This is a genomic window from Amycolatopsis sp. NPDC026612, from assembly GCF_040638285.1.
Taxonomy (GTDB): domain Bacteria; phylum Actinomycetota; class Actinomycetes; order Mycobacteriales; family Pseudonocardiaceae; genus Amycolatopsis.
In genome coordinates, this window is sequence record NZ_JBEZYB010000001.1 from 42,570 (window position 1) to 62,701 (window position 20,132).

General features: G+C 67.3%; 23 protein-coding genes and 1 pseudogene. 10 read left to right on the forward strand and 14 right to left on the reverse strand.

Going from position 1 to position 20,132, the window contains the following annotated elements; all coding sequences use genetic code 11:
• Positions 1-97 precede the first annotated feature (97 nt).
• Together AB0F15_RS00295 and AB0F15_RS00300 are read right to left on the reverse strand one after the other, a co-directional pair.
• Positions 98-322 (reverse strand): hypothetical protein, encoded by a 225-nt coding sequence (locus tag AB0F15_RS00295; protein WP_360262888.1) that lies wholly within the window; start codon positions 320-322, stop codon positions 98-100.
• Positions 323-584: 262 nt separating this feature from the next.
• Positions 585-926, reverse strand: a complete 342-nt coding sequence (locus AB0F15_RS00300) for a hypothetical protein (RefSeq protein ID WP_360262890.1) — start codon at positions 924-926, stop codon at positions 585-587.
• Between the two features lie 137 nt (positions 927-1,063).
• Between AB0F15_RS00300 and AB0F15_RS00305 the strand changes: the two genes are divergently transcribed.
• From AB0F15_RS00305 to AB0F15_RS00330, 6 genes are all read left to right on the forward strand, one after another.
• The gene (locus AB0F15_RS00305; protein ID WP_360262892.1) at positions 1,064-1,894 is read left to right on the forward strand and encodes a hypothetical protein; all 831 of its coding nucleotides are present in this window, start codon (positions 1,064-1,066) and stop codon (positions 1,892-1,894) included.
• A gap of 4 nt (positions 1,895-1,898) precedes the next feature.
• Positions 1,899-2,693: a hypothetical protein gene (locus AB0F15_RS00310; protein ID WP_360262894.1), complete on the forward strand. Its 795-nt coding sequence runs from the start codon at positions 1,899-1,901 to the stop codon at positions 2,691-2,693.
• 563 nt (positions 2,694-3,256) lie between these two features.
• Positions 3,257-3,607 (forward strand): type II toxin-antitoxin system RelE/ParE family toxin, encoded by a 351-nt coding sequence (locus AB0F15_RS00315; RefSeq protein WP_360262896.1) that lies wholly within the window; start codon positions 3,257-3,259, stop codon positions 3,605-3,607.
• A 59-nt stretch (positions 3,608-3,666) separates the two neighbouring features.
• Complete coding sequence (locus AB0F15_RS00320; RefSeq protein ID WP_360262898.1) at positions 3,667-4,104, forward strand: helix-turn-helix transcriptional regulator; 438 nt, start codon at positions 3,667-3,669, stop codon at positions 4,102-4,104.
• Positions 4,097-4,567, forward strand: coding sequence for a hypothetical protein (locus AB0F15_RS00325; protein ID WP_360262900.1), 471 nt, complete (start codon positions 4,097-4,099; stop codon positions 4,565-4,567). The genes AB0F15_RS00320 and AB0F15_RS00325 overlap by 8 nt, the downstream gene beginning before the upstream one ends.
• Positions 4,568-5,259: 692 nt before the next feature.
• The gene (locus AB0F15_RS00330; protein WP_360262902.1) at positions 5,260-5,469 is read left to right on the forward strand and encodes a hypothetical protein; all 210 of its coding nucleotides are present in this window, start codon (positions 5,260-5,262) and stop codon (positions 5,467-5,469) included.
• Here AB0F15_RS00330 and AB0F15_RS00335 read toward each other — a convergent pair.
• From AB0F15_RS00335 to AB0F15_RS00345, 3 genes are all read right to left on the reverse strand, one after another.
• A complete protein-coding gene (locus tag AB0F15_RS00335; RefSeq protein WP_360262905.1) occupies positions 5,466-6,446 on the reverse strand; it encodes a chlorophyllase in 981 nt (326 codons plus the stop codon). The two genes, AB0F15_RS00330 and AB0F15_RS00335, sit on opposite strands and share 4 nt — an antisense overlap.
• Before the next feature lie 76 nt (positions 6,447-6,522).
• Entirely contained in the window at positions 6,523-7,284 is a 762-nt protein-coding gene (locus AB0F15_RS00340; protein ID WP_360263823.1) for an NAD(P)-binding domain-containing protein, read from the reverse strand.
• Positions 7,167-7,898 carry an SDR family oxidoreductase gene (locus tag AB0F15_RS00345; RefSeq protein WP_360262906.1) on the reverse strand — a complete coding sequence of 244 codons (732 nt, stop codon included), beginning with the start codon at positions 7,896-7,898 and terminating at the stop codon, positions 7,167-7,169. Before AB0F15_RS00345 ends, AB0F15_RS00340 begins: the two co-directional genes overlap by 118 nt.
• 106 nt (positions 7,899-8,004) lie before the next feature.
• Here AB0F15_RS00345 and AB0F15_RS00350 point away from each other — a divergent pair, with 106 nt between their 5' ends.
• Positions 8,005-8,853, forward strand: a complete 849-nt coding sequence (locus tag AB0F15_RS00350; RefSeq protein WP_360262908.1) for a LysR family transcriptional regulator — start codon at positions 8,005-8,007, stop codon at positions 8,851-8,853.
• Between the two features lie 380 nt (positions 8,854-9,233).
• Positions 9,234-9,845 (forward strand): hypothetical protein, encoded by a 612-nt coding sequence (locus tag AB0F15_RS00355; RefSeq protein WP_360262910.1) that lies wholly within the window; start codon positions 9,234-9,236, stop codon positions 9,843-9,845.
• Between the two features lie 254 nt (positions 9,846-10,099).
• On the opposite strand, the gene AB0F15_RS00360 is transcribed toward AB0F15_RS00355, so the two are convergent.
• On the reverse strand, positions 10,100-10,303 hold the full coding sequence (locus tag AB0F15_RS00360) for a hypothetical protein (protein WP_360262912.1): 204 nt from the start codon (positions 10,301-10,303) through the stop codon (positions 10,100-10,102).
• Positions 10,300-11,859 carry a hypothetical protein gene (locus AB0F15_RS00365; protein WP_360262914.1) on the reverse strand — a complete coding sequence of 520 codons (1,560 nt, stop codon included), beginning with the start codon at positions 11,857-11,859 and terminating at the stop codon, positions 10,300-10,302. Before AB0F15_RS00365 ends, AB0F15_RS00360 begins: the two co-directional genes overlap by 4 nt.
• Before the next feature lie 258 nt (positions 11,860-12,117).
• On the opposite strand from AB0F15_RS00365, the gene AB0F15_RS00370 reads away from it, so the two are divergent.
• A complete protein-coding gene (locus AB0F15_RS00370; RefSeq protein WP_360262916.1) occupies positions 12,118-13,110 on the forward strand; it encodes a chemotaxis protein CheB in 993 nt (330 codons plus the stop codon).
• An 82-nt stretch (positions 13,111-13,192) separates the two neighbouring features.
• On the opposite strand, the pseudogene AB0F15_RS00375 reads toward AB0F15_RS00370, so the two are convergent.
• The 6 genes and pseudogenes from AB0F15_RS00375 to AB0F15_RS00400 all read right to left on the reverse strand — a co-directional run.
• Positions 13,193-13,963 (reverse strand): annotated as a pseudogene (locus AB0F15_RS00375) (SDR family NAD(P)-dependent oxidoreductase); the annotation flags it as partial.
• 85 nt (positions 13,964-14,048) lie between these two features.
• Positions 14,049-14,186, reverse strand: coding sequence for a hypothetical protein (locus tag AB0F15_RS00380; RefSeq protein WP_360262918.1), 138 nt, complete (start codon positions 14,184-14,186; stop codon positions 14,049-14,051).
• Between the two features lie 150 nt (positions 14,187-14,336).
• A complete protein-coding gene (locus AB0F15_RS00385) occupies positions 14,337-15,551 on the reverse strand; it encodes an MFS transporter (RefSeq protein ID WP_360262920.1) in 1,215 nt (404 codons plus the stop codon).
• A gap of 113 nt (positions 15,552-15,664) precedes the next feature.
• The gene (locus tag AB0F15_RS00390; RefSeq protein ID WP_360262922.1) at positions 15,665-16,285 is read right to left on the reverse strand and encodes an NAD(P)-binding domain-containing protein; all 621 of its coding nucleotides are present in this window, start codon (positions 16,283-16,285) and stop codon (positions 15,665-15,667) included.
• Between the two features lie 38 nt (positions 16,286-16,323).
• Positions 16,324-17,052, reverse strand: a complete 729-nt coding sequence (locus AB0F15_RS00395; RefSeq protein ID WP_360262924.1) for an SDR family oxidoreductase — start codon at positions 17,050-17,052, stop codon at positions 16,324-16,326.
• Between the two features lie 127 nt (positions 17,053-17,179).
• On the reverse strand, positions 17,180-18,091 hold the full coding sequence (locus tag AB0F15_RS00400; RefSeq protein WP_360262926.1) for a LysR family transcriptional regulator: 912 nt from the start codon (positions 18,089-18,091) through the stop codon (positions 17,180-17,182).
• Positions 18,092-18,198: 107 nt separating this feature from the next.
• Between AB0F15_RS00400 and AB0F15_RS00405 the strand changes: the two genes are divergently transcribed.
• Positions 18,199-19,119, forward strand: a complete 921-nt coding sequence (locus tag AB0F15_RS00405; protein WP_360262929.1) for an NAD-dependent epimerase/dehydratase family protein — start codon at positions 18,199-18,201, stop codon at positions 19,117-19,119.
• A 348-nt stretch (positions 19,120-19,467) separates the two neighbouring features.
• On the opposite strand, the gene AB0F15_RS00410 is transcribed toward AB0F15_RS00405, so the two are convergent.
• Positions 19,468-20,097 carry a TetR/AcrR family transcriptional regulator gene (locus tag AB0F15_RS00410; protein WP_360262932.1) on the reverse strand — a complete coding sequence of 210 codons (630 nt, stop codon included), beginning with the start codon at positions 20,095-20,097 and terminating at the stop codon, positions 19,468-19,470.
• Positions 20,098-20,132: the final 35 nt, after the last annotated feature.

A 20,132-nucleotide genomic window follows, 5' to 3' on the forward strand; every position in this document is an offset into this window, starting at 1 on the left:
CGGAACACACGTGCTTGGTCTCAGGAACCCCGCTTCGGGCCGTGAGGGTCGTACGAGGAAAGGCCTTTGATCTGCGTGATGTGCATTCCGATTTCTCCTACTCGTTTGTTTCGGGCTGGTAGACGTCCTGTTGCATGAAGTCGAGCGATTTCAAAGCCCCGGCTTCGGTGAACAGTGCGCGCACCACGCTGCGAAGACGTCCGTCGACTTCCGCGAATTCGTCCGTCCTGAGGGCGTTCACCCTGGTGGCGGCTGCCCGGAGAGCGTCCACGATCGCGTCCACCTCGCGGGAGAACGCTGCGCTTACCGTGCTCGAATCCATGATTTTTCTTCCCTTCACTCGGAGAGGTGCAGCCACGGCCAGGCGCTGAGCTGGGCCGCGTAGAACTCGTCCTCGTCCATGGGTGTGCTCCGTTTCGTCGGTGACGGATATGCCCGGCGACTTCCGGCGAAATGGGGCCGGAAATCACCGTCGCGTAGCCGTGACAGGCGTGATTTGGGCATGGTTGGGCTCACTATGCATTTGTCAATGAACAGGATTGCGTGCCCGAACGGGCGGGAGTGGTTGTGCTAGTGGAGGGTGATCAGGCGACGAGCGGCTTCATGCCGGCCGCGCCCCAGGCGACGCCCGAGACGGTCTCGCCCCGCTCGTTCTTGAACGAGTACGGCGTTACCCGCGGGTCGATCAGCTCGACCCGGGTCATCTCGTCCTCCGAGAAGCCCTCGCCCGGGTCGGAGTCCAGCGTCACGCGGATCTCCTCGCCCTTCTGGCCCTTGGCCTTCACCATCAGCGCCACCGTGTACTTGGTGACGCCGTCGCGGTCGGTGACGACGGTGTCGACGCCGTTCTCCTTACGCGTCTTCATCTCGGGGTTCTCCGAGACGGTGAGGCGGTAGCCCGACAGGTTCACCGGGATGTTCTTCATGTCGATCCGATCCGTCCGCCGGGTGTATATACCCCCTAAACACCTTGGGCGAACTCTTCCGTTGGCTGTCGTTTAGTGGGGGTAAACATCAACGTACGCCCCCCTCGCCAGACCTGTCAAGGGGGTCTAAACTCTTCATGGTGGCGAGCGAAGACGAGTTCGAAAGCGTCCGGCGGGACCCCGACCCCCTGCGGCGCGGCAAGCGCGCATCTTCCCTGCTCACGGTGTACCAGCAGCGCGCGACAGAACTTGCCCGCCTGCGCAAGGCAGCCATCGAGGAAGCCCACCAACAACTCGGATTGAGCTACACCGAGATCGCCGCTTCGCTCGGGATCACCAAGGGACGGGTGACGCAGATTCGAAGTTCTGCGCCGCGACCGGAGCGCGCGTTCTTCGGGGTTGGGCCGGTCAGCATCGGTGTGCCGTACCGCTACCAGACGACAGACCGTGAGAGGCCCTTGATCGCCGCGGAGGACGCCCAGACAGGTGAGCAACTTGAACTGCTGCTCGGGAACCTCTCCCTGACGGTCAGTCGGTTTCAGATCGAACCTGACCTTGAGAAAGTGCCCGCCGGCGACGCGATCGTCGTCTGTGGCCCGAAGTCGGCGCCTATCGGTGCGGCGCTGCTCGACGCTGACCCGACCCTGAGCATGGTCGAAGCTGATGGACGCTGGTGGATCACGCACGAGGCGTCAGGGGAACGGTTTGGTTCACCAGCGGACGAGGTAGACCGCCAAGATGGGGACATCGCGTACGTCAGCCGTCACGTTATCGACGGTCGAGTCATCGTTCACATTGCCGGCATTCATGGCATCGGCTCGCTCGGTGCTACGCACTTCCTGACCGGCCACCTCGGCGAGATCTTTGCCAGTGCCGGCACGGAAGGTTGCTCGTTGATCGTTCGGGCAACCTACAAGGGGTTGACGATCACAGCCAGTGAGCTCGTAGCAGGCCCGTTCAAGTGGTGATTCAGTGAAGCTAGCGACAGCTCAACTTTCAGGCGGCCGCCGCGGCGACGATCGGATCTTTAGCAGTGACAACGCCCTGATCATGTTGGACGGGGCTTCGGCTTTCAAGCCGGTTCCTGTGCCAGCCGCGGTCTACGCGGAGACGTTAGGCAGCCATCTTCGGGAAGAACTGGCCGACCAGCCGGCCGCGGACCTCGTGAAGCTGCTCGAAGAGGCGATCGCGTGGTCGGCAAAGTCCCTAGACCTACGTGCTGGAAACGCTCCGTCCAGCACGGTCAGCATCGTCCGACAGTCTGGCGAGAGCGTCGACTTGCTCGTACTTGGCGACAACCTCATTGCGAGCCCGGCGGGCGAAGTGTGTGACACACGCCTGGATGCGCTCGGACTCGAGCCGCGAACACGCTACCGAGATCGACTCGCCGCAGGCGGAGGTTACGACGACCACCATAAGGCGCTCCTTCGGGAGCTGCAGGAGCAGCAAGCGGAGTGGAGAAATCGCGACGGTGGCTACTGGATCGCGGAGGCCGACCCTGCGGCGGCGCACCATGCCATCACGCGAAGTCTGCCGATCGGCATGGCGTCGTGGGTGATCACCGCGACCGATGGCGCATACGAGCCGCTCGAAGCAGTCGACCCGGGGGAGTGGAGCCGTTTTGCGGATTGGACCTCAGTCGAGCTTGCCGAGCTGCTGCGGCGCCTCCACCGTTGGGAGCACGAAGTTGATCCCGAGGGCCGAAGCCTTCCACGTGCCAAACGGCACGATGACAAGTCGATCGCCGTCGTCCACTTCGACGTCTGAGCGTCGCGAGTCCCGTCGCCACGGACGCCGTGTTCAGAGTTTCCTTACTTGTTCAAGGCGGCCCCTCCGGGGCCGCTGAGCACGGTGTTTGACCCGCGGGCAAGCCCCCGCCGGGGCGTGCGGGCTGGCGCCCGGTCCCCGGCGGTCGCCCGCGGAAAAGCAGCCCAGCGACCACCCGCCGGAGGGGCCGCGAACAGGTTCACTGATCAAGGGATGTCCTCGCCGGACGGGCAGGTCTCCGAGATGGCCGGCTGGGAGCGGAGCTTGCGGTCCGTGTGCGGCCAAACGGCATCTCGTCGACCTCCCCGAGGGCTATCACGTCACGTCAAGGGGGCGGACTCGCGGAATGCTGCGGTTGGGTAGTGCAAGCCCCCTTGACGTGACGTGATCGGGCTTCGCCAGGTCGACGAGATGCCGTAAGGCCCCCCACTTCTTGACAAAAAAAGGACAGGTTTCGGTCAACTTGTCTGCGCGCCCGGCTTCACCGTTTTGGCGTGTTCCCCTCGCATATCTCGTAACGTAGGGTTACGGCCTCGGCCACTGAACTGCGGCATGGAGGCAGCGTGCAAGAGCCCGAGTGGGCGTACTACACCACGCCGGGTGGCGGAGAGGTTGTTCTGGGGGAGATTGCGTCGGAGCTGGGGCACGACGTGAACCTTGCAACGAAGTTAGACGCCCTCCAGGAGCGCATACGAACCGGGAACACCCTGCCTCGCGACGTCAAGTACCTCGGCGACGGCCTGTACGAAGCCAGGCTCAGTGTTCAACACAACGAGTGGCGGCTCTTCTTCACCAAGCGTGACGGAGGTCTAGTCCTGCTGGCCTTGCACTTCGCCCAGAAGAAGGATCGGACGATACCCCGAGCGATCAAGAAGGCGCGTAAGCGTCTCGCTGACTGGGATGCCAGGATGTAACGATATGCGCGCCTGTTGCGATATCGGTCTGCGCCGATACACAATACAGGCATCGACAAGTGGAAGAGGATGACATGGCCGGCGACTTGCTCAGACTCCTCGGCATCGATCCAGACGCCCCTGAGGTCGGTGCGGCGCGCGAAGACGACGCCAACCTCGCCAACTTCATGCGCTGCCTGTATCAGCTCCGCAAGGACAACAACATCAGCCAGGCTGAGGTGGCTAAGAGCATGGGGACCACCCAGTCGGCTGTGTCCGATCTTGAGCGAACTTCGACAGATCCACATGTGACTACACTCCAGCGTTACGCGCGTGCGGTCGGTGCCTCGCTTCGCCTGATGGCCGTGGCTGCACCGAGCAACCAGGGCTGGGAAGAGACTGCGCACGTTCGCGCACGTAGTACCACCTCTCCTGTAACGGTGCATCAGGCTCGATCTGATAATCGGCGTTTACGAGTGATCAAGTGGGATCAGGGGAGCGAGACGCGCAGTGCCTGAAGATGTGGTTGACGATTTTCCTAGAATGCTGGAAGAGGTCGATCTGACGAGTGTTCGCTGTTACGAGATAAGTGCGCGTGCTCGGGACGGCTTCAAGCTCAAGGAGGTCGACGAATCCGAAGATCGCCCTGTCGATATGCGAATTCGCGTGCAGGTGAAAAGTGAAACCCTCGGTGTGCGAACAAGAACTGAATTGACCTCAAGTGAAGTTGAGGTGCGCGCTGATATTGCAGTATTTTTCAAAAAACCGGAGGGCGTTCGCTACTCGCATGAGCTGGTGAATCGTTTTGTTAAGGAAGTGGCTCTATTTGCGCTGTTTCCCTTTGCGAGAGAAGCAATTGCAGACGCCACTAGGCGTGTAGGAGTCGAGCCGCACGTGCTAGGTCTCCTGCATATGAAGGATGTCGAGTTTGCCGACGATCTTCCGGTGGAGAATGCATCGTCGGGGAGTGTTCGGGTCTGACTCCTCTTCGTCTCTGGAGGCATGTGACCATGCCTGACTGTCTGGTATCAGCGAGTTGACGACGCTAGTTCGGTGCTGACTGCGGCATCAGGTGTTGCACTTCATCGGTCCTGTCGGACGACGGATGACGGGGCGCAGGAGATTGGCTAGACTCGACGGCGGCAAGATCATCCGGCCGGTTTACTCCCGGAATTCAATGATCATAAATGGCAAAAGTCCACAGACCACGCAAATTTGCACTCGTTAAGTTTGCAGATGAAGACAGGCGACGGCCGGTGTTCCTGGAGGACGCAATTGCCTGACGGCTGAACCGTAGGTTCTGGGTTCGAGCCCCAGGCGGCCCACTTGATCAACATCCTCGCTGACCTGCGGGGATGTCCTTGCTTGTCGATCTTGCAAGCCTCGATTTGATCTTGGGTGGGCTCCCGGTAAGCCCGGGATGGGCTCGGGGGCCATAGCGGCCACGCCGAGCGAGTGTCTCAGCGGGCGGGAAACGGCTTTTGGGCAGGTCACAGCCAGGGCAGGTCGCCGGCTGACCTGTCCTTCGCCGGGTCGGTGACCGTCCTTTCGGGGGTTCTGCGGACTACCCAGGGGTGGAGTCGCTGCTTGCCGTCCTGGGTGGTCGAGCGAGTGCACGGGGCCGGCGAAGTGACATTGACCTCGGTGGACATCCCGGCACTTGGAGGCGGGCGGTGCTGGGACCGTCGCCGTCGGAGACGTTCGGTTTCCTCACCTGCGACACTGAAGCGGAAGCGCTGGGGGAGACGCGGTCGCTGGCCCAGGTCCGGCCAGGCGTCCTCGAATCCGTAGCCGAGCTGGCCGCCGCTGTGGTGGCCGACGACACGCTCGCGCCGTTACTGGCCGCCGAAGGCGACGAGCTTTGCGCCGGCGGCGCATGCTAGTTGACGACGTCGTTCCTGGTCTGGATGCGGCCCGCGGCCGCGGGCTGTGCGGCCAGGGCAGCTGCGGCATCGGCCCAGGCCGGGTCGCCTGGGTTCAGGGCACTGCGCAGGTAGGCCCAGATGAGGGCGCGGACGGCGGCGACGCGTTCGGGGTTCTCGTCGGTGGTTTCGCCGGCGTCGTACCCGGAGACCCCGCCGAGCATGTGTCCGGCACCCTGCAGGGTGAGTAGCGTCTTGTTCCGTCCCGGGCTGCGGTGGTACGCGTCCGCACGCCAATCCTGCCGGTCGCTGAACATCGGGTTGTGGTCCTCGTTGCCGACGACGACGAGGGCCTGTGTGGTCATCGTGGTGAAGCTGGTGGTCGTGAGGGCGGGGAACCGTTCGGCGGCCGTCCTCGCGAGACCGTCGCCGGTGCCGGGGCCGGCCATGATGACGCCGGCGGCGATACGGTCGTCGCGCAAATCGAGGACGGTCCCGTCGAGGGGGTCGGTGACCGCCATGCCGCACAGCATGCCGACGGTGTGACCGCCCAGCGAATGGCCCACCGCTGCGATCCGGGTCCGGTCCAGCCGTCCGGCCAGTCCGGGCACGATCGTCTCGATGTCGTCGAGGTGGTCGAGGACGAAGCGCATGTCTTCCACGCGGGAACGCCAGAACAGCGGGCCACCTGCGGTGACGTCGTCGCGCAGGCCCAGGCCGGGGAAGTCCAGGTGGGTGGGTTGCAGGACGACGAATCCGTGCGCAGCCCAGAAGTTCGCGAGGGGTCCGTACCCGTGGAACGAGGCGAGGAAGTTCGAGGCGCCGTGGCCGTGGGACAGCAGGATGACGGGCAGGCCCTCCCCGCCGACCGGTGCGGAGACCTTGATCTCCAACGGCGCGGGCCGGCCGGGAACGGTCAATGTCACGGGGGTGAAGGTGACGACCGGCTGGGCGGCGTTGACGGGCAGGCCGGCGGCTTCGGTGAAGGGGGTGTTCACGGTGACTCTCCTGGATGTGGCGTGTTGAGGAGGCGCTCGCCCGGCTCCCGCAGCCGCTGAGCCGGCTGCGGGTCGGTCATCGGGAGAGGGAGATGTTGAACTTGGGGCTGCCCAGGACCCTGACGGTCGCGAAGAACAGCGGGGCGACGTGCTCGGTGGCCAGCGCGGTGTCGACGCCGCCCAGGTCGAAGATGCCGTCGCCGGACCAGCCAAGATCGTTGAGCAGAGCCGTGACCTCGGTCTTGGCCGCGCGGTCGTCGCCACTGATGAAGACAGTCGCGTGCGGTAGCGAGGCGAGCGGGTCGACCATGATGGTGACGTTCATGGTGTTGAGCGCCTTCACGACCCGTGCTCGCGGGAATCGCGCCTGGAGCTGCCGGGCGACGCTGTCGCCGGGGTAGGCCATCGTCATCTGCGGTGTGAAGGCGGCCGAGGGGTCGAGCACGATCTTGTCGCCCAGGACCTCTTCGCCGATCTCTTCCAGAGTGCTGAGCACGGCGGTGCCGGGAATGGCGGTGATGACCACGTCGGCGGAGGCGACGGCCTCGCGCTGACCGGCTATTCCTGGCTCACCGGCGCGGGTGCGCGACCCGTAGGTCACGTGGTGACCGGCAGCCGCCAGCCGTGACCCGAGTGCAGAGCCGACCTTGCCGGTGCCGAGGATCGCGATTTTCATGTTTTTCTTTCTTTCAGGGGGTACTGGATGACGGGTCGCGTGGCCTACCAGGAGACGACGCCGGCGTCCTCGAAGAACCCGCCCGTGGGGCCGCCGTCGGGCAGGGTGGCCAGGCGGATCGCGGTCGCCGCGCCCTGCTGCGGGGTGCGGATGCCGCGGAATCCGTTGAGGTCGGTGGCGACGAAGCCCGGGCACGCGCAGTTGATGAGGATGTTCGTGCCGGCCAGTTCCTTCACGTACTGCAGGGTGACCGCGTTCAGGAACGTCTTGGACGGTGCGTAGGCGACCGCGACCGGGCCGGTGGTGGTCTCACTGCCGGGGCCGGACTGGCGGGTCAGGGACCCGACGCTGCTGGACATGTTCACGATCCGCGGCGACGGCGAGCGGCGCAGCAGCGGCAGCATCGCGTTGGTGACCCGGACGACGCCGATGACGTTGGTCTCCACGACCGTGCGGATCACGGCCGGATCGACGCTGCTCGGCTGCTGTGGGTGGCCGCCGGTGATGCCCGCGTTGTTGACCAGGGCGTCCAGACGTCCGCCGTGGTGGGCGATCAGTTCCGCGGCTGTGGAGACGCTGTGGTCGTCGGTGACGTCCAGTGGGACACCGAAGGCGTCGACGCCGCTGTCACGCAGCCGAGCCACCGCGTCGTCCCGCCGGTTCTTGTCGCGGGCACCGACACCCACGCGGTAGCCCAGCGCTCCCAGGCCGGCGGTGATCTCGTACCCGATGCCCTTGTTCGCCCCGGTGACCAGGGCGATCTTCGCTTCACTCATGTCATCGATCATGCGATCAGCGGGTCGGCAGGTCCAAGACCATCCGGGTCAGCGGCGATACCTCAGCAGTATTGATGAGTGATCTCCCGTGCGTACACTCGGGGATGTGGAGACCCGGGAGCTGCGGTACTTCGTCGCCGTCGCGGAGGAGTTGCATTTCGGCCGGGCAGCACAGCGCCTGGGCATGGCGCAGCCACCGCTGTCACGCGCGATCAGTCAACTCGAACGCCGCCTGGGCGTAGCGCTGTTGCAGCGCACCAGCCGCTCGGTGACGCTGACCGAGGCCGGCGAGGTCATGCTCCACGAAGCACGGGTGGCTTTGGACGCGGTCGAGGCCACCGAGCATCGCACTCGGCGCGCGGCCCACGCCACCGTCGACCATCCCAGCATCGTCCTGGCCACCAAAGCCGGCGCCTCCAGCGAGCTGCTGGCGAAACTGCTCGACGCCTATGCCGCCGAACCTGGGTCGATCCGCGTCGACGTGACGCTCTGCGGCCCGGGAGAGCAGACACGGCTGCTGCGCACCGGCCGCGCGGATGTGGCGATACTGCACCAGCCGTACGACGACACGGCACACTTCGACATCGAGGAGCTCCGCACCGAAGGACAGGTCGCGATCCTCCCGGCCGGGCATGTCCTGACCACCCGCGAGCACCTGACGCTCAATGACCTGGCCGACGTACCGGACCTGCCCCTACCTCGCTGGCCACGGCCCGACGGCAGCTACCCTGCCGGTCCCGGCCCCGAGGTCCAGAACCACACCCAGCTCCTGCAGCTGATCTCTCTCGGCCGGAGCTTGATGGTGTCGCCCGACTCCTGCCGCTCCCAGCTGCGCGACGACGTGGTCGCCGTACCGGTGGCCGACGCACCAACGATCACCACGGTGATCGCCTGGCCACCGCACAGCCGTTCCCGTCCGGTCGCGGACCTCGTGCGAACAGCTCTCCGACTCTGACCTGGCCGCCGCACGAGTGAAGACACACCTTGTCCGTTGACCGATCGTTTCCGGACAAGATCAAGAGTGCCGCACGAGTTGCCGGCGCTGGTGTGGGCAGACGAACATGGCCACGCGCTCGAGCTGCACGTCCCGCAATGGCAGATCGACCCGAACGGCGGACGGCGGCCGCCGCATCGGCTGGTGTTCGACCTCGACGCTGGGCCGAGACCTCGATCGACTGATGGCGCTCTGTGATTAGGGCCAGTCCTGCTCTCTGAAATTCCCCAGTCGGGTGGCTGCGTGATTCTCCGTGTGATGTGTCCTGAACGGATCGTTGTGATGGGCAGCCGCAGGAAAAGAGGTCGCCCTGACGCGGTTTGTCGGACATGATCGGTGCTGTGGGATCGTTCGTGGAACGCCTGAAGCGGGCGCAGGCTTCGTATGAGCTCGTGCGGGTTTCGCGTGTGCTGGGTGACGCGGACCCCGTCGAGGGCTATGTCGTGGACGTGGGCGAGCGATGGGTTCTGGTCGCGGTCCTGGATGCGAGTGTCGTTGTCGACGGCTTCGTGGCCGTTCCGATCGCTGATATCGCGCGAGTCAAGACGCGCAGGGGTTCCCGTGAGTTCGTTGAGCGTGCCCTGCGTCTGCACGACGAGTGGCCACCGGCGCCGCCCGCCGCAACGATCTCGCTCGACGATCTGGTCCCGCTGGTCCGGTCTGCGGCTCGGGAGTATCCGACCATCACGATTCACATCGAAGGTCGCGAACCGGATGTCTGCTTTATCGGGATTCCGGTCAAGTTCGGGCGCCGATCGCTTCGTCTCCTTGAAGTGGACCCGAACGCCGAATGGTGGGACCGCTCACGGAAATGGGCATGGTCGGACATCACTCGCGTCGATTTCGGCGGCCGTTACGAACGCACCCTGTTCGAGGTTGCCGGAACCCCGCCCAGCGACCGCTTGCCGCTCGACTGGCAGTATCCGCTTGAGAGAAACGGCATGCGTGACTGACACGTGGGGTAGCAAGCTTGGCGAGGGAATCCACTTCAGCTGGCTCGGTTGGCGCGGCGGCGTTTAGTGGTGCGCAGCCGGAACGACTCGGTGCCGGTCTCGTTCAGTGTTCATCGAGTGTGGAGGATGCGGTCTGGCATGCTGGCACGGACGTCCATCTGGGTTCACTGGTAGCCACTCGTCGGCCTGGGACGATCTTCCGGTTGTTCGGACGCCTCAGATCAAGATGTCCGGACAAGTCGGAAGCTCATGGGTTAGTCGCCGCGCGCCGCTTCGATCCGTTTGAACAAGGTCGTGGTGAGGAGTTGTGTCTGCGTTCCCCATGCTGCGGCGAACGCCCGCCATCGGTCGGGTGAATCACCGCAGATTTCGGCGACTTTCGCCGCGAGCCGCGGCCCGTACACGGGATGGCGCTCGAGTTCGCGCACGGGCATGCGCCAGGCGAGGTCGTCGGTCATATGGGCGGAGCTGAGGGCGTGAGCGACGATTGAGTCCCGCTCTCGGCCCCGATCGCGGAGCAGGTCGGCAAGCGCCGCCACGGGTCTGCCATCGCCGAGAGTTCCTCGTCCGTCGGCAGGTTTTCCGTGGCTGGCGCTGGCTTGGCTGCAGGGACTGTACGTGATTGCCGGGCGGTGAGCACCTCGGCGCACAGACGACGTGTGCGGCTGCGGGCGGGCAGTGGCTCCTCGATGTCATGGAGGTGATCGTCCGGTAGGTGTTCGAGCAGGCGACGGAGCTGCGCCGTCGATGCCGCGGGGTTTGCCACGATCGCATCGACGAGCTGGTAGTACGAGACCTGCTGTCGAGGTCGGGCGTCTACGGCGGTGGTCACCAAAGCATCGACGCACGCGGAAGTGGTGGTCGCCTTGGCGACTGCTACGAGATCGGCCCACTCGCCCGTGTGGGCGATCCGCACCGGATCCCATCCGCCGGCGATCATGTCGGCGATCACGTCGCCCACCTCGTCTCGCGCAAGCTGCGTGAGTCGTGGAAACCGCTTCAGACAAGCGAGCACATCAGTGGCCTCCGCGGTCTTCAATTCCGGCAGGCACTGAAGTAGTTCGGTGTCGGTGAGTTCGTCGGCGGCGAGAAACGCGCGCCTGATCCGTGAACCCAGTTCGGGGTGGGACAGCAGTTCCTCGCGCCGATCGGACGGCTGCTCGGCGATCAGGTCTCTGAGCAGCATCTCCGAGGTGTGCCGATCCCGCCGGCCCGGGACTTCGGACGGGGGTTCCGGCGGCTGCGAACCGAGCACCACGTCGAGGATGGTCGCGGCGAGTTGCGTTTTCGTCTGAGCGGGCCAGTTCTTGGCATCCCACCAAAGCTTCGCGGCGTCGTCGTAGGACAGCGTGGCGACCTCGCGCATGGCTGTCTGCGAGATCTCGGGCCGCTGTAGCGCGGCTCCGAGAACGCTTGCCTTGGCGGGAAACCGGTTCAGCAGTTCGAGAGCCTGCCGCGGCAGTGCAGCAGTCGGCAGCGACGAGATCCGCGGCGTCCCACGACTCCACACCGGCCAGCAGTCTCTGCCGCGTCTCGTTGTCGAGGTCCGTTCGAGCGAGCAGCGGCTTGATCCCCCGCGAGGATATCCACTGAGCGGCTTTGTCGACGAGTTGCTGCTTTCCTTCTTCCGGCAGACCCGGCAACGCGGCCAGGCGCCCCACAGACCTTGCGACTCGGCGGAGGACCAGCCGGTACCCAAGGAAGGTTCAGGGTGCTCGTTAGCCGTCACGGCGGGAACCACCCTACGGCGTGGGAGACCGACAGCGAGTCTGGCTGCCGGCAGGTCGTCGACGACGACGAGATCCTGGCTCCACTCACCTGGCCAAGCCACGATCAGCAGGTCACTCTCTTCGGCGGCACCGAGCATCGCGCGCTTCGCGGCGTCAGTCTTGGCCTGGGTGACCAAGCCGTCCGCACCTATTCGTAACAACGTCACCGTCCCGGCCAGCCAGGGCAAGGACTCCGCCGAACTCGTCGTCCTCAGTCGCGCGTCGAAAACGATCTTTCCCCTCATCCGCACCAGCGTAGGGCGTCGACCTGCTCGCATACATCGTTTCCGCTATGAAAGCCGGTGAGCTCCCGGACCTGACGCCGTTGCATTCCTTGGCTCAAGAGGTGACTGTTCAGACCGCGGCTGTTCGAGTGAGCGGCCTCGAGGGCCAGGTTCCCGTCTGCCTCGCGGCGACGGCGGTGTCTCCTCTTCCTCGCGGGTGAGGGACGGCCGTGGTTCATTCGCGGCTGCGCGGGTACTCGTGGGCAGAAGGAGGCATCCATGACACCTCGACCGCGCGATGTGGTCGTCGTCGGCGCATCGGCCGGCGGGGTCGAAGCTCTGCGGGCCATGGTGGCCGGACTGCCGGCTGATCTGCCGGCCAGCGTGCTCGTCGTGCTGCACATGCCGGCCGGGGGCACCAGCGCACTGCCCGCCATCCTCGGCCGCGCGGGACCCTTGCCGGCGCGAGCGGCGCGGAACGGCGAACCGCTGGAACACGGGCGCGTCTACGTGGCACGGCCGGACCACCACCTGCTTGTGGCCGACGGTGCCGTGGCGCTCTCCCGCGGGCCGACCGAGAACGGGCACCGGCCCGCGATCAACGCCTTGTTCCGCTCGGCGGCGATCGCGAAGGGTGCCGCGGTGACCGGGGTGCTGCTGAGCGGCCTTCTGGACGACGGCGTGGCGGGATTGCACGCGATCGCCGGCCAGGGTGGCCGCGTGGTGGTGCAGGACCCCCGGGACGCGCTGTACCGCAGCATGCCCGAGCACGCGCTGCGGGCGCTCACCGCCGACCACGTGGCCGCCGCGGCCGACATCGGCGAGGTGCTCGCCAAAATCACCGCCGAGCAGGTCGAGACCGCCTTCGGACCGGCGCCGGCGCTGCTGCGGTGGGAGAACGAGATCGCGGGCGCGAGACCCGCCGAGACGGGAGCGGAAGCCGTGGGCGAACCGTCCGAGTTCGCGTGCCCCGACTGTCACGGCGTGCTCGCGGACATCGACGCCGGCGACCGGTACCGCTGCCGGGTCGGGCACGCCTGGACCGCCGAAGCGCTGCTCGAGGCCCAGCGTTCCGCGGTGGATCACGCGTTCTGGACCGCACTTCGCGCGCTCGAGGAGAAGGTGGCGCTGTGCAGCCGGTTGGCTTCCCGGGCCCGCGAGCGCGGCAGCCAGCGGATCGCCGAGCGGTACGACCGGCAGGCCCGGGAGGCGAAGGAAGCCGCACACGTCCTCCGGCACCAGATGGATGTCCGGACTGACGAACTCAGCTGACGGCCCCGCTTCGGCGGCAGCCAGAACTTGGAGGTCGCCGGCCGCGCGCACCTGATCCGCCCGGCTTCGACGTCCCGGTCGATCAGTCCGGGTTCCCGGAGCCCGGTTCGTGCAGCTTGCCCTGGGCGGTGGCCTTCATCCGATCCGGAAGGACCCTCGACACCCCCGCCATCGCCTTGTTGGCGACCGAACCGGCGACGACCTTCTGCTGTCCCTTCATCAACGCCTCGTAACCCTGCCGCGCGACCTCGGCGGGGTCGTCCTTCTTGCCGGAGCCGACCTTCGTGTCCTCCATGCCTGCCCGCTCGAAGAACTCGGTGTCGGTCGGTCCGGGCAGCAGGGTGGTGACCGTGACTCCGGTGTCCTCCAGTTCGATCCGCAGGGCTTCGGCGAAGGAGGTGATGAACGCTTTCGAGGCCGAATACACGGCGTTGTGGGGAACCGGCGCGGTCGAGGCGATCGACGAGGTGAACAGCACCCGCCCGTGGCGGCGTGCAGCCATGGCGGGGGTGGCCCGCTTGGCGAGGTGCACCGCGGAGGTGACGTTGAGGTTGATGGTGTTCAGCAGGGCACGCAGGTCGGTGTCCCCGGCGACGTCTCCGGCGACGCTCACCCCGGCGTTGATCGCCACCGCGTCGATGGGGCGGCCGCCGGCCTCGACGCGGGCCATCAGCTCTTCCACACCGGCGAAGGAGGCCAAGTCGGTGCGGACGGAGTCGACTTCGGCACCGCGTTCCTGAAGCTGCTTCGCCGCGCTGATCAGTTCGGCGTCTTCGGCGGCGATCACGAGGTCGAAACCGTGGTCGGCGAACTGCTTCGCCAGTTCCAGTCCGATCCCGCTCGACGCCCCGGTGACGACGGCCGCTGCGGGCTAACCCGTGTTTCCCCGGCGCGGCACCGGGTAGGCGGCAGGCGAAGGAAAGAGGCACCATGTCCGATCACGAACTCGCATCCGGTCCCTCGACGAGAACCAGGTCCGCACCCTCGTCGAGCACGAGCACGAGCACGAACACGCCCACGGCGGGCGGTTGCCGATCCTGCAGCTCCTCGAAACCCGCCTCGACCAGCTGCGTCACGGTGCCGAACCCGCGCCCGGCGATCCCCAGGCGGCACCACCCCTGAGCGGCACGCCGGGCGGCTCGCCGGTCGGCGAATCGACCGCGGCCCCGAGGTCAACACCGCTGCGGCACGGCGTTGCCGAGCAGACCCCGGCTCGGCTCACCCGGTCAGCGACCGGTCCGGAACGCCGCGCGCCGGCCGAAACCGACTCCGATGAGCGCGACGGCGGCGAGGATGGTCATCACTGCAGGCAGGCTCTTCGCGCCGACGCCGTCGACGATGATCGCCCCTACCGCACCGGCTGCGAAGATCGCCAGGTTGAAGGCGGTGGTGACCATGGAGATGGCCGCGTCGGCGTGCTCACCGGTGGCTGCTCCCGCGGCGGTCTGCAGCTGTGTCGCCGAGCCGCCGAAGGCGAGTCCCCACAGGATGATGGCGAGGATCGCGAGCGGCGTGGATCCGTGGGCGGCGAGGAGAATCACGCCGGCGACGATGAACAGGCCCAGGCTGGCCAGGGTGAGTCGGCGGAGCATGCGGTCGACCAGCGTGCCGGTGATCCAGACACCGCCGATCGCGGCGACGCCGAAGATGACCAGCGCGACGTCGGGTGTCAGGTCGAGGTGTTCCTGCCGCAGGTAGGGGGCGATGTAGGTGTAGAGGAGGTTGTGCGCGAGCAGCCAGCCGAAGACGACGGCGAGGATGGTCGCCAGACCGGGGATGCGCAGCACCTTGCGGAGCGGGATACGCGTGTGCGCGTGCTGGCCCGGAGCGTCGGGGACGACGATCAGCGCGCCGGCGAGGATGGCCGCGGTGAACAGGGCCGTCCCGGCGAACGCCCAGCGCCACCCGACCGTCGTGCCGAGCCAGGTGCCCAGCGGAGTTCCGGCGGCGAGCGCGAGCGGGATGCCGGTCATGGCGATGGCCAGGGCGCGGCCGGCGCGCTCCGGAGCGGTGATGCGGATGGCGTATCCGGCGAGCATGCCCCACAGCAGACCGGAAAACGCGCCCGCGACGAAGCGGACGGCGAGAGCGACGGGCAGGTCGGGGGCGAGTGCGGTGGCCGTGTTCGCGAGGAGGAATCCGAGCAGCCCGAGGCACAGCAGCGGCTTGCGCCGCGCCCCGCGGGTCAGCATGACCGCGGGAATCGCCCCGAGGACCGCGCCGACCGCGTAGGCACTGACGAGCTGTCCGGCCGAGCCGTCGGAGACGCGGAGTCCGCCGGCGATCTGCGGGAGCAGCCCGGCCGGCATCGTTTCGGTCACGATGCCGATGAAAGTGGTGCAGGCCATCACGATCAGCGCCGGCAGCGGAAACCGCGGGGCCGGCCGACCGGAAGCGGGCGTGCTGCCGGTCGCGGCCGGTGCCTGGGTGGTGTCGGACATTTTCGGCTCCTTGGGGTACTTGCCGCGCCAGGCGGCCGGCGCGGCAAGTACGGTGAGATTGCTCTGGGTGGTCGAGTGATCGGGACGGTCCGGCGCCAGGGGCGGGCGCGCGCTCAGCCGGAAGTGCTGACGCCGAGGCTGAAGTCGAAGTTTCCCGCGCCGTGACGGCCCAGGCCCATCATCACCAGGCCCATTCCCTCCAGCCAGCGCGCCATTTCCAACGGGCCGGTGTCCAGCGGACGCAGCCCGAGGCTCTTGATGAACGCCGACACACTCGCCTTGGCCTGGGCGTCGTCGCCGGCGATGAGCACGTCCAGCGGGCCGCCCTTGGCCAGCATGTGACCGAAGACGGTGTTGAACGCCTTGACGACGTGCGCGCCGGCCGGAGCGACCTTGGCGATCTCCTGCGCGATGGAAGTGCCGGCCGGGGTGGTCAGCCCGGTGGCGTCGGCGTCGAAAGCGTTGGCGATGTCGACGATGACCTTGCCCGCCAGCGCATCCCTGTACCGGGCGACGACCGGCGCGGCGTCGGCGTGCGGCACGGCGAGGATGACGAGGTCGCCGGCCGGTGCGGTGCCGAACGTCCCGATCGTGGCGTCGCCGAGCGCTTGGGCGACGCTCGCGGCCTTGGCCGCGTCGCGGCCGATGACCTCGACGGCATTGCCGCCGCCGACCGCCCGGGCGCCGATGGTGCGGGCCATGTTTCCCAGGCCGATGATGCTGATGCTGCTCATGAGTTGGTTCTTTCTTCCAGTCGCGATGAATGTGGTGGTCAGGCCCAGCGCGCTCCGCCGTCGACGTGGAGGGTTTCGCCGGTGATGAACGGGTTGATCAGCAGCGCGCGGGCGGCGGCCGAGACGTCGGAGGGCTCCCCGACACGGCGTGCCGGCGCGGTGGCCGCGACGCGCTGGAACAGCAGGTCCCTGTCGGGGACAGCGGTGTTCCAGGCGCTGGTGGCGATCACGCCCGGCGAGATCGCGTTGACGCGAGTGGGCGCCAGCTCGACCGCGAGAGCGGACACGAGCGCGCTCACGCTGCCGTTGGTCGCCGCCATCACGACACCTCCCGGCGCCGGCCGCCACGCGCCCAGCCCGGAAAAGAACAGCAGCGAACCCTCCTCGGCGATCACCGGCGCGAAGTGCTTGGCCAGCAGGATCGGGCCGAAAACCTTGGCGTCGAAGGCCGCGAGCACCGCGCGGCGCTCAGCGGAGACGACCGGCCCGTTCGCTCGCTCCGTGGCGACGCTGACGAGGTGGTCCAGGCCACCTGCGGCCCTGGCCTCGTCCGCGGCCGCCTGGATCGACTCCTCGTCCGACAGGTCGAGGGCCATGGGCCGGACGTCGTCCCCGACGGCCTTCGCCGCGACAGCCGTTTTCTCGAAGTCCCGGCCCGCGAGCGTGACCCGCACCCCTTCCCGCAGAAGATCGGTGGCCAACGCGGCAGCTATGTCCGAGCTGCCCCCCACGATCAGAACGCGCTTGTTCTCCAGTGCATACGTCATCGATTGCTCCTCGAAGTCACGCAGGACAGGCAGCACGCCCGTGCCCTGACCGCCTGTGCAACTACCGGCGAGGAGCCAACCTTCCCGTCTCAGTATCGATAGATATGAGGACAGGGATAGATTTTTCTCATATCACCTCTTCGCTGAGTTGAACCCGCACGTCGCGGGGGACGCGCACGCCGTACCTGCGCATGCTGGTGATGAACCGCGCCGCGAGCGGGTCGAGTGTGGCGGGGGTGACCGCCACCAGTTGCCGGACCCAGCGTGGTGAGAACGATCGGACCGCGCCCGGGAAGCCGGCGCTGATTGCGCTCACCGGGCATACCGCGACGCCCAGGCCGGCGGCCGCGAGTTGCGGGGCCGCGGCGGTCACGGATGTCCGCATCACGGGCTCCGGGCGGACGCCGGCCTTGGTGAGGGACCGGTCGAGCCACGTGCTGAGGCCGTTGTCCGGGGCGAAGTGCACGAGGCGCACGCCGTCGAGATCCGGTACGCGCACGACCGGCTGCCGGGCGAAGACGTGGTCCCTCGGTGCGGCCAGCACGATCTCCTCGTCAGCGACCGCGGTGGTCGTGAACCGCTCGGGTACGGGTGCGGGCATCAGCACGACGTCGGCTTCGTCGGCGTCGACGAAGCCGTGGAGCTCTTCTGCCGACACGGATTCACGCAAGGTGATCGCCACCTCGGGGTGACGCTGGTGCCACTCGCGCATGACCGGGGCGAGCACGGACACCAGGCTCTGCGCGCAGGCCAGCCGCAGCGCTCCGCCGGTCGCTTCGCCGACGGCGCGGGCCGACCGGACCGCGGAGGCGGCCGCCTCGATCGCTCGCCTGGCGTCCGCGACCGCGGCCCGCCCGGCGGGAGTGAGCTTGACTCCCCGAGGTTCGCGGCGAAGCAGGGGTGTTCCGGCCTCGCGTTCCAGCGCGGCGAGCTGGTGGGAGACCGCGGGCTGCGATGAATGCAGCAGCCGTGCGGCCTGGGTGACCGAGCCGGAGTCCGCGACCGCGACGAGGCATTCCAGCGCCCGAAGAGAAGCCATCCACGGATCTTATCGCACGCCGTCAAAGTATGAATCTTTTGGAGGGAATGGTTCGCGGCCCGGGCTGCTTCACCCAGTGAAGGCTGGTTCCGACGAAGGAGAGTTTCATGGCACAGACGTTCGTCACGGGTGGTTCAGGGTTCATCGGCCAGGCGCTGGTGCGCCGGCTTCTCAGCGAGGGACATGCAGTCCGCGTCCTGGTCCGCAGCGAGGACTCGGCCGCGAAGGTGTCGGCGCTGGGCGCGGAACCCGTGCGCGGCGAGCTCACCGACCCGGCCACGTGGCAGGACGAGGTGACGGGCAGCGAGGTGGTGTTCCACCTCGCTGCCGAGACCGACATCTCCGCCGATCGTGCGCGTCAAGAGCTGGTGACGGTTCGCGGCACCCAGGCAGCGGTGGAGACGGCCCGCTACGCGAAGGTTCCCCGGTTCGTCCATTGTGGAACCGAAGCTGTGCTCCTGGCCGGGGACCCGCTCGTGGAAGCCGACGAGACCGCGCCGCTGCGGCCGGATTCGGAGGCCGTTTACTGCGCGGTCAAGGCCGACGCCGAGAAGATCGTGCTCGACGCGAACGGACCGGGCTTCGCCACGGTGTCGATCCGCCCGAGGATGGTCTGGGGTCCCGGCAGCATCCTGATCGACATGCTGATCGAGATGGTGAAGGCGGGGCAGTTCGCCTGGATCGAAGGCGGCCGGCACACGACTGAGATCACCTTCGTCGACAACTGCGTCGAGGGCCTCGTACTCGGCTGGCAGCGTGGCCGGCCGGGCCAGGCCTACTTCGTCACCGACCAGCACCGCGTCACCTTCCGCGATTTCTGGGAGACCGTCTTCGAGATCTACGGCGTCGACAAGCCGACCACCGAGCTGGACGCCGAGACTGCCGCCCGTACGGTCCCCGTACCCGCTCGATGGTTCCTCGGGCAGACGTGCACCCTGCGGACCGACAAGGCCGTGACCGAACTCGGGTACCAGCCCGTTGTCTCGCACGCCGCCGCGCTGGACGCCCTCCGGAACTCGCGACCGTGACGCAACTGCCGGTGCGTCAGGCGACGTCGACGACCGCACGCATGTCCTGCCGGCGGTTGAACGCGCCGACCACCCGCGTGACGGTGGACGACCGCCCAGCCGGAGCACGCAGTTCAGCTGCTCGGCGATCGTTTCGGGTGCCGGCACCGCGCGCAACGTCAGTGCTGTGCGGACAGCGGGGTCCAGCGCCGGGTGGCAGCACATGAAGATCAGCCCGAGCTGGTCCCGGGGTGCCAACCTCAACCCGGCCCGGCTGCCTCGGTTCGTCCCGGCCGGAGACGGCGGCCCGGTCGGTGATTTGCGGTAGCGGCAGGAGGCCCTGCTGCAGCAGGGCCGGCGCGGTGCCTGTCACTTGTCGGCGTTGACGAGCATCCGCTGGAGCAGGGCGGTGACCTGCGCCGTCAGTTCGGGGACGCTGGAGCCGCGGCTGGCCGACGCGCCGGCCAGCGGCCCGTCGATCGACAGCACCGCCAGGCCGACAGCCACCGACCACAGCATGGTCACCAGCGGAACCGGGTCGCCGGCCGGGGCGGCGCCTTCGCGCTGGGCCGCGATCACCGTGTCGGTGACCAGCTTCATCCCCTCCTGCGCGTGGGTCGCGGCCGTGTGTCCCTTCGTCGTCTCGGACAACTCCGGGCGGTACATGAGCCGGGCGTACGCGGTGTGCTCACGGGAGAACCTCACGTAAGCCTCGATCATGGCCCCCAGGGCTTCCACCGGGGTGCCGGCGCTCTCGTGCGCCGCCCGCATCTCGGTCACCAGTCGTTCGAAGCCGCGTGCCGTGATGGTGGTGAGCAGCTCAGCCCGGTCGGCGAAGTGATGGTAGGGGGCTCCAGGGCTCACGCCGGCTTCTCTCGCGACGCGGCGAAGGCTGACCGCGCCGATGCCCTCACTCTCGATCAGCGCGACGCAGGCTCGGATCAACTCTTCTCGCAGGGCACCGTGGTGGTAGGTGCTCCTGGTCTCGCTGGCTGGCACCCCTTGAGTCTAGACGGGCTAATCTATACAGTGAT

Excerpts from the sequence above, each read along its gene's own strand:
- AB0F15_RS00385 (WP_360262920.1), bottom strand. The coding sequence starts at position 15,551 with ATGTCCGACACCACCCAGGCACCGGCCGCGACCGGCAGCACGCCCGCT.
- AB0F15_RS00360 (WP_360262912.1), bottom strand. The coding sequence starts at position 10,303 with ATGACCGACGACCTCGCCTGGCGCATGCCCGTGCGCGAACTCGAGCGC.
- AB0F15_RS00395 (WP_360262924.1), bottom strand. The coding sequence starts at position 17,052 with ATGACGTATGCACTGGAGAACAAGCGCGTTCTGATCGTGGGGGGCAGC.
- AB0F15_RS00345 (WP_360262906.1), bottom strand. The coding sequence starts at position 7,898 with ATGAGTGAAGCGAAGATCGCCCTGGTCACCGGGGCGAACAAGGGCATC.
- AB0F15_RS00400 (WP_360262926.1), bottom strand. The coding sequence starts at position 18,091 with ATGGCTTCTCTTCGGGCGCTGGAATGCCTCGTCGCGGTCGCGGACTCC.
- AB0F15_RS00370 (WP_360262916.1), top strand. The coding sequence starts at position 12,118 with ATGACACCTCGACCGCGCGATGTGGTCGTCGTCGGCGCATCGGCCGGC.
- AB0F15_RS00390 (WP_360262922.1), bottom strand. The coding sequence starts at position 16,285 with ATGAGCAGCATCAGCATCATCGGCCTGGGAAACATGGCCCGCACCATC.
- AB0F15_RS00365 (WP_360262914.1), bottom strand. The coding sequence starts at position 11,859 with ATGAGGGGAAAGATCGTTTTCGACGCGCGACTGAGGACGACGAGTTCG.
- AB0F15_RS00295 (WP_360262888.1), bottom strand. The coding sequence starts at position 322 with ATGGATTCGAGCACGGTAAGCGCAGCGTTCTCCCGCGAGGTGGACGCG.
- AB0F15_RS00300 (WP_360262890.1), bottom strand. The coding sequence starts at position 926 with ATGAAGAACATCCCGGTGAACCTGTCGGGCTACCGCCTCACCGTCTCG.
- AB0F15_RS00405 (WP_360262929.1), top strand. The coding sequence starts at position 18,199 with ATGGCACAGACGTTCGTCACGGGTGGTTCAGGGTTCATCGGCCAGGCG.
- AB0F15_RS00305 (WP_360262892.1), top strand. The coding sequence starts at position 1,064 with ATGGTGGCGAGCGAAGACGAGTTCGAAAGCGTCCGGCGGGACCCCGAC.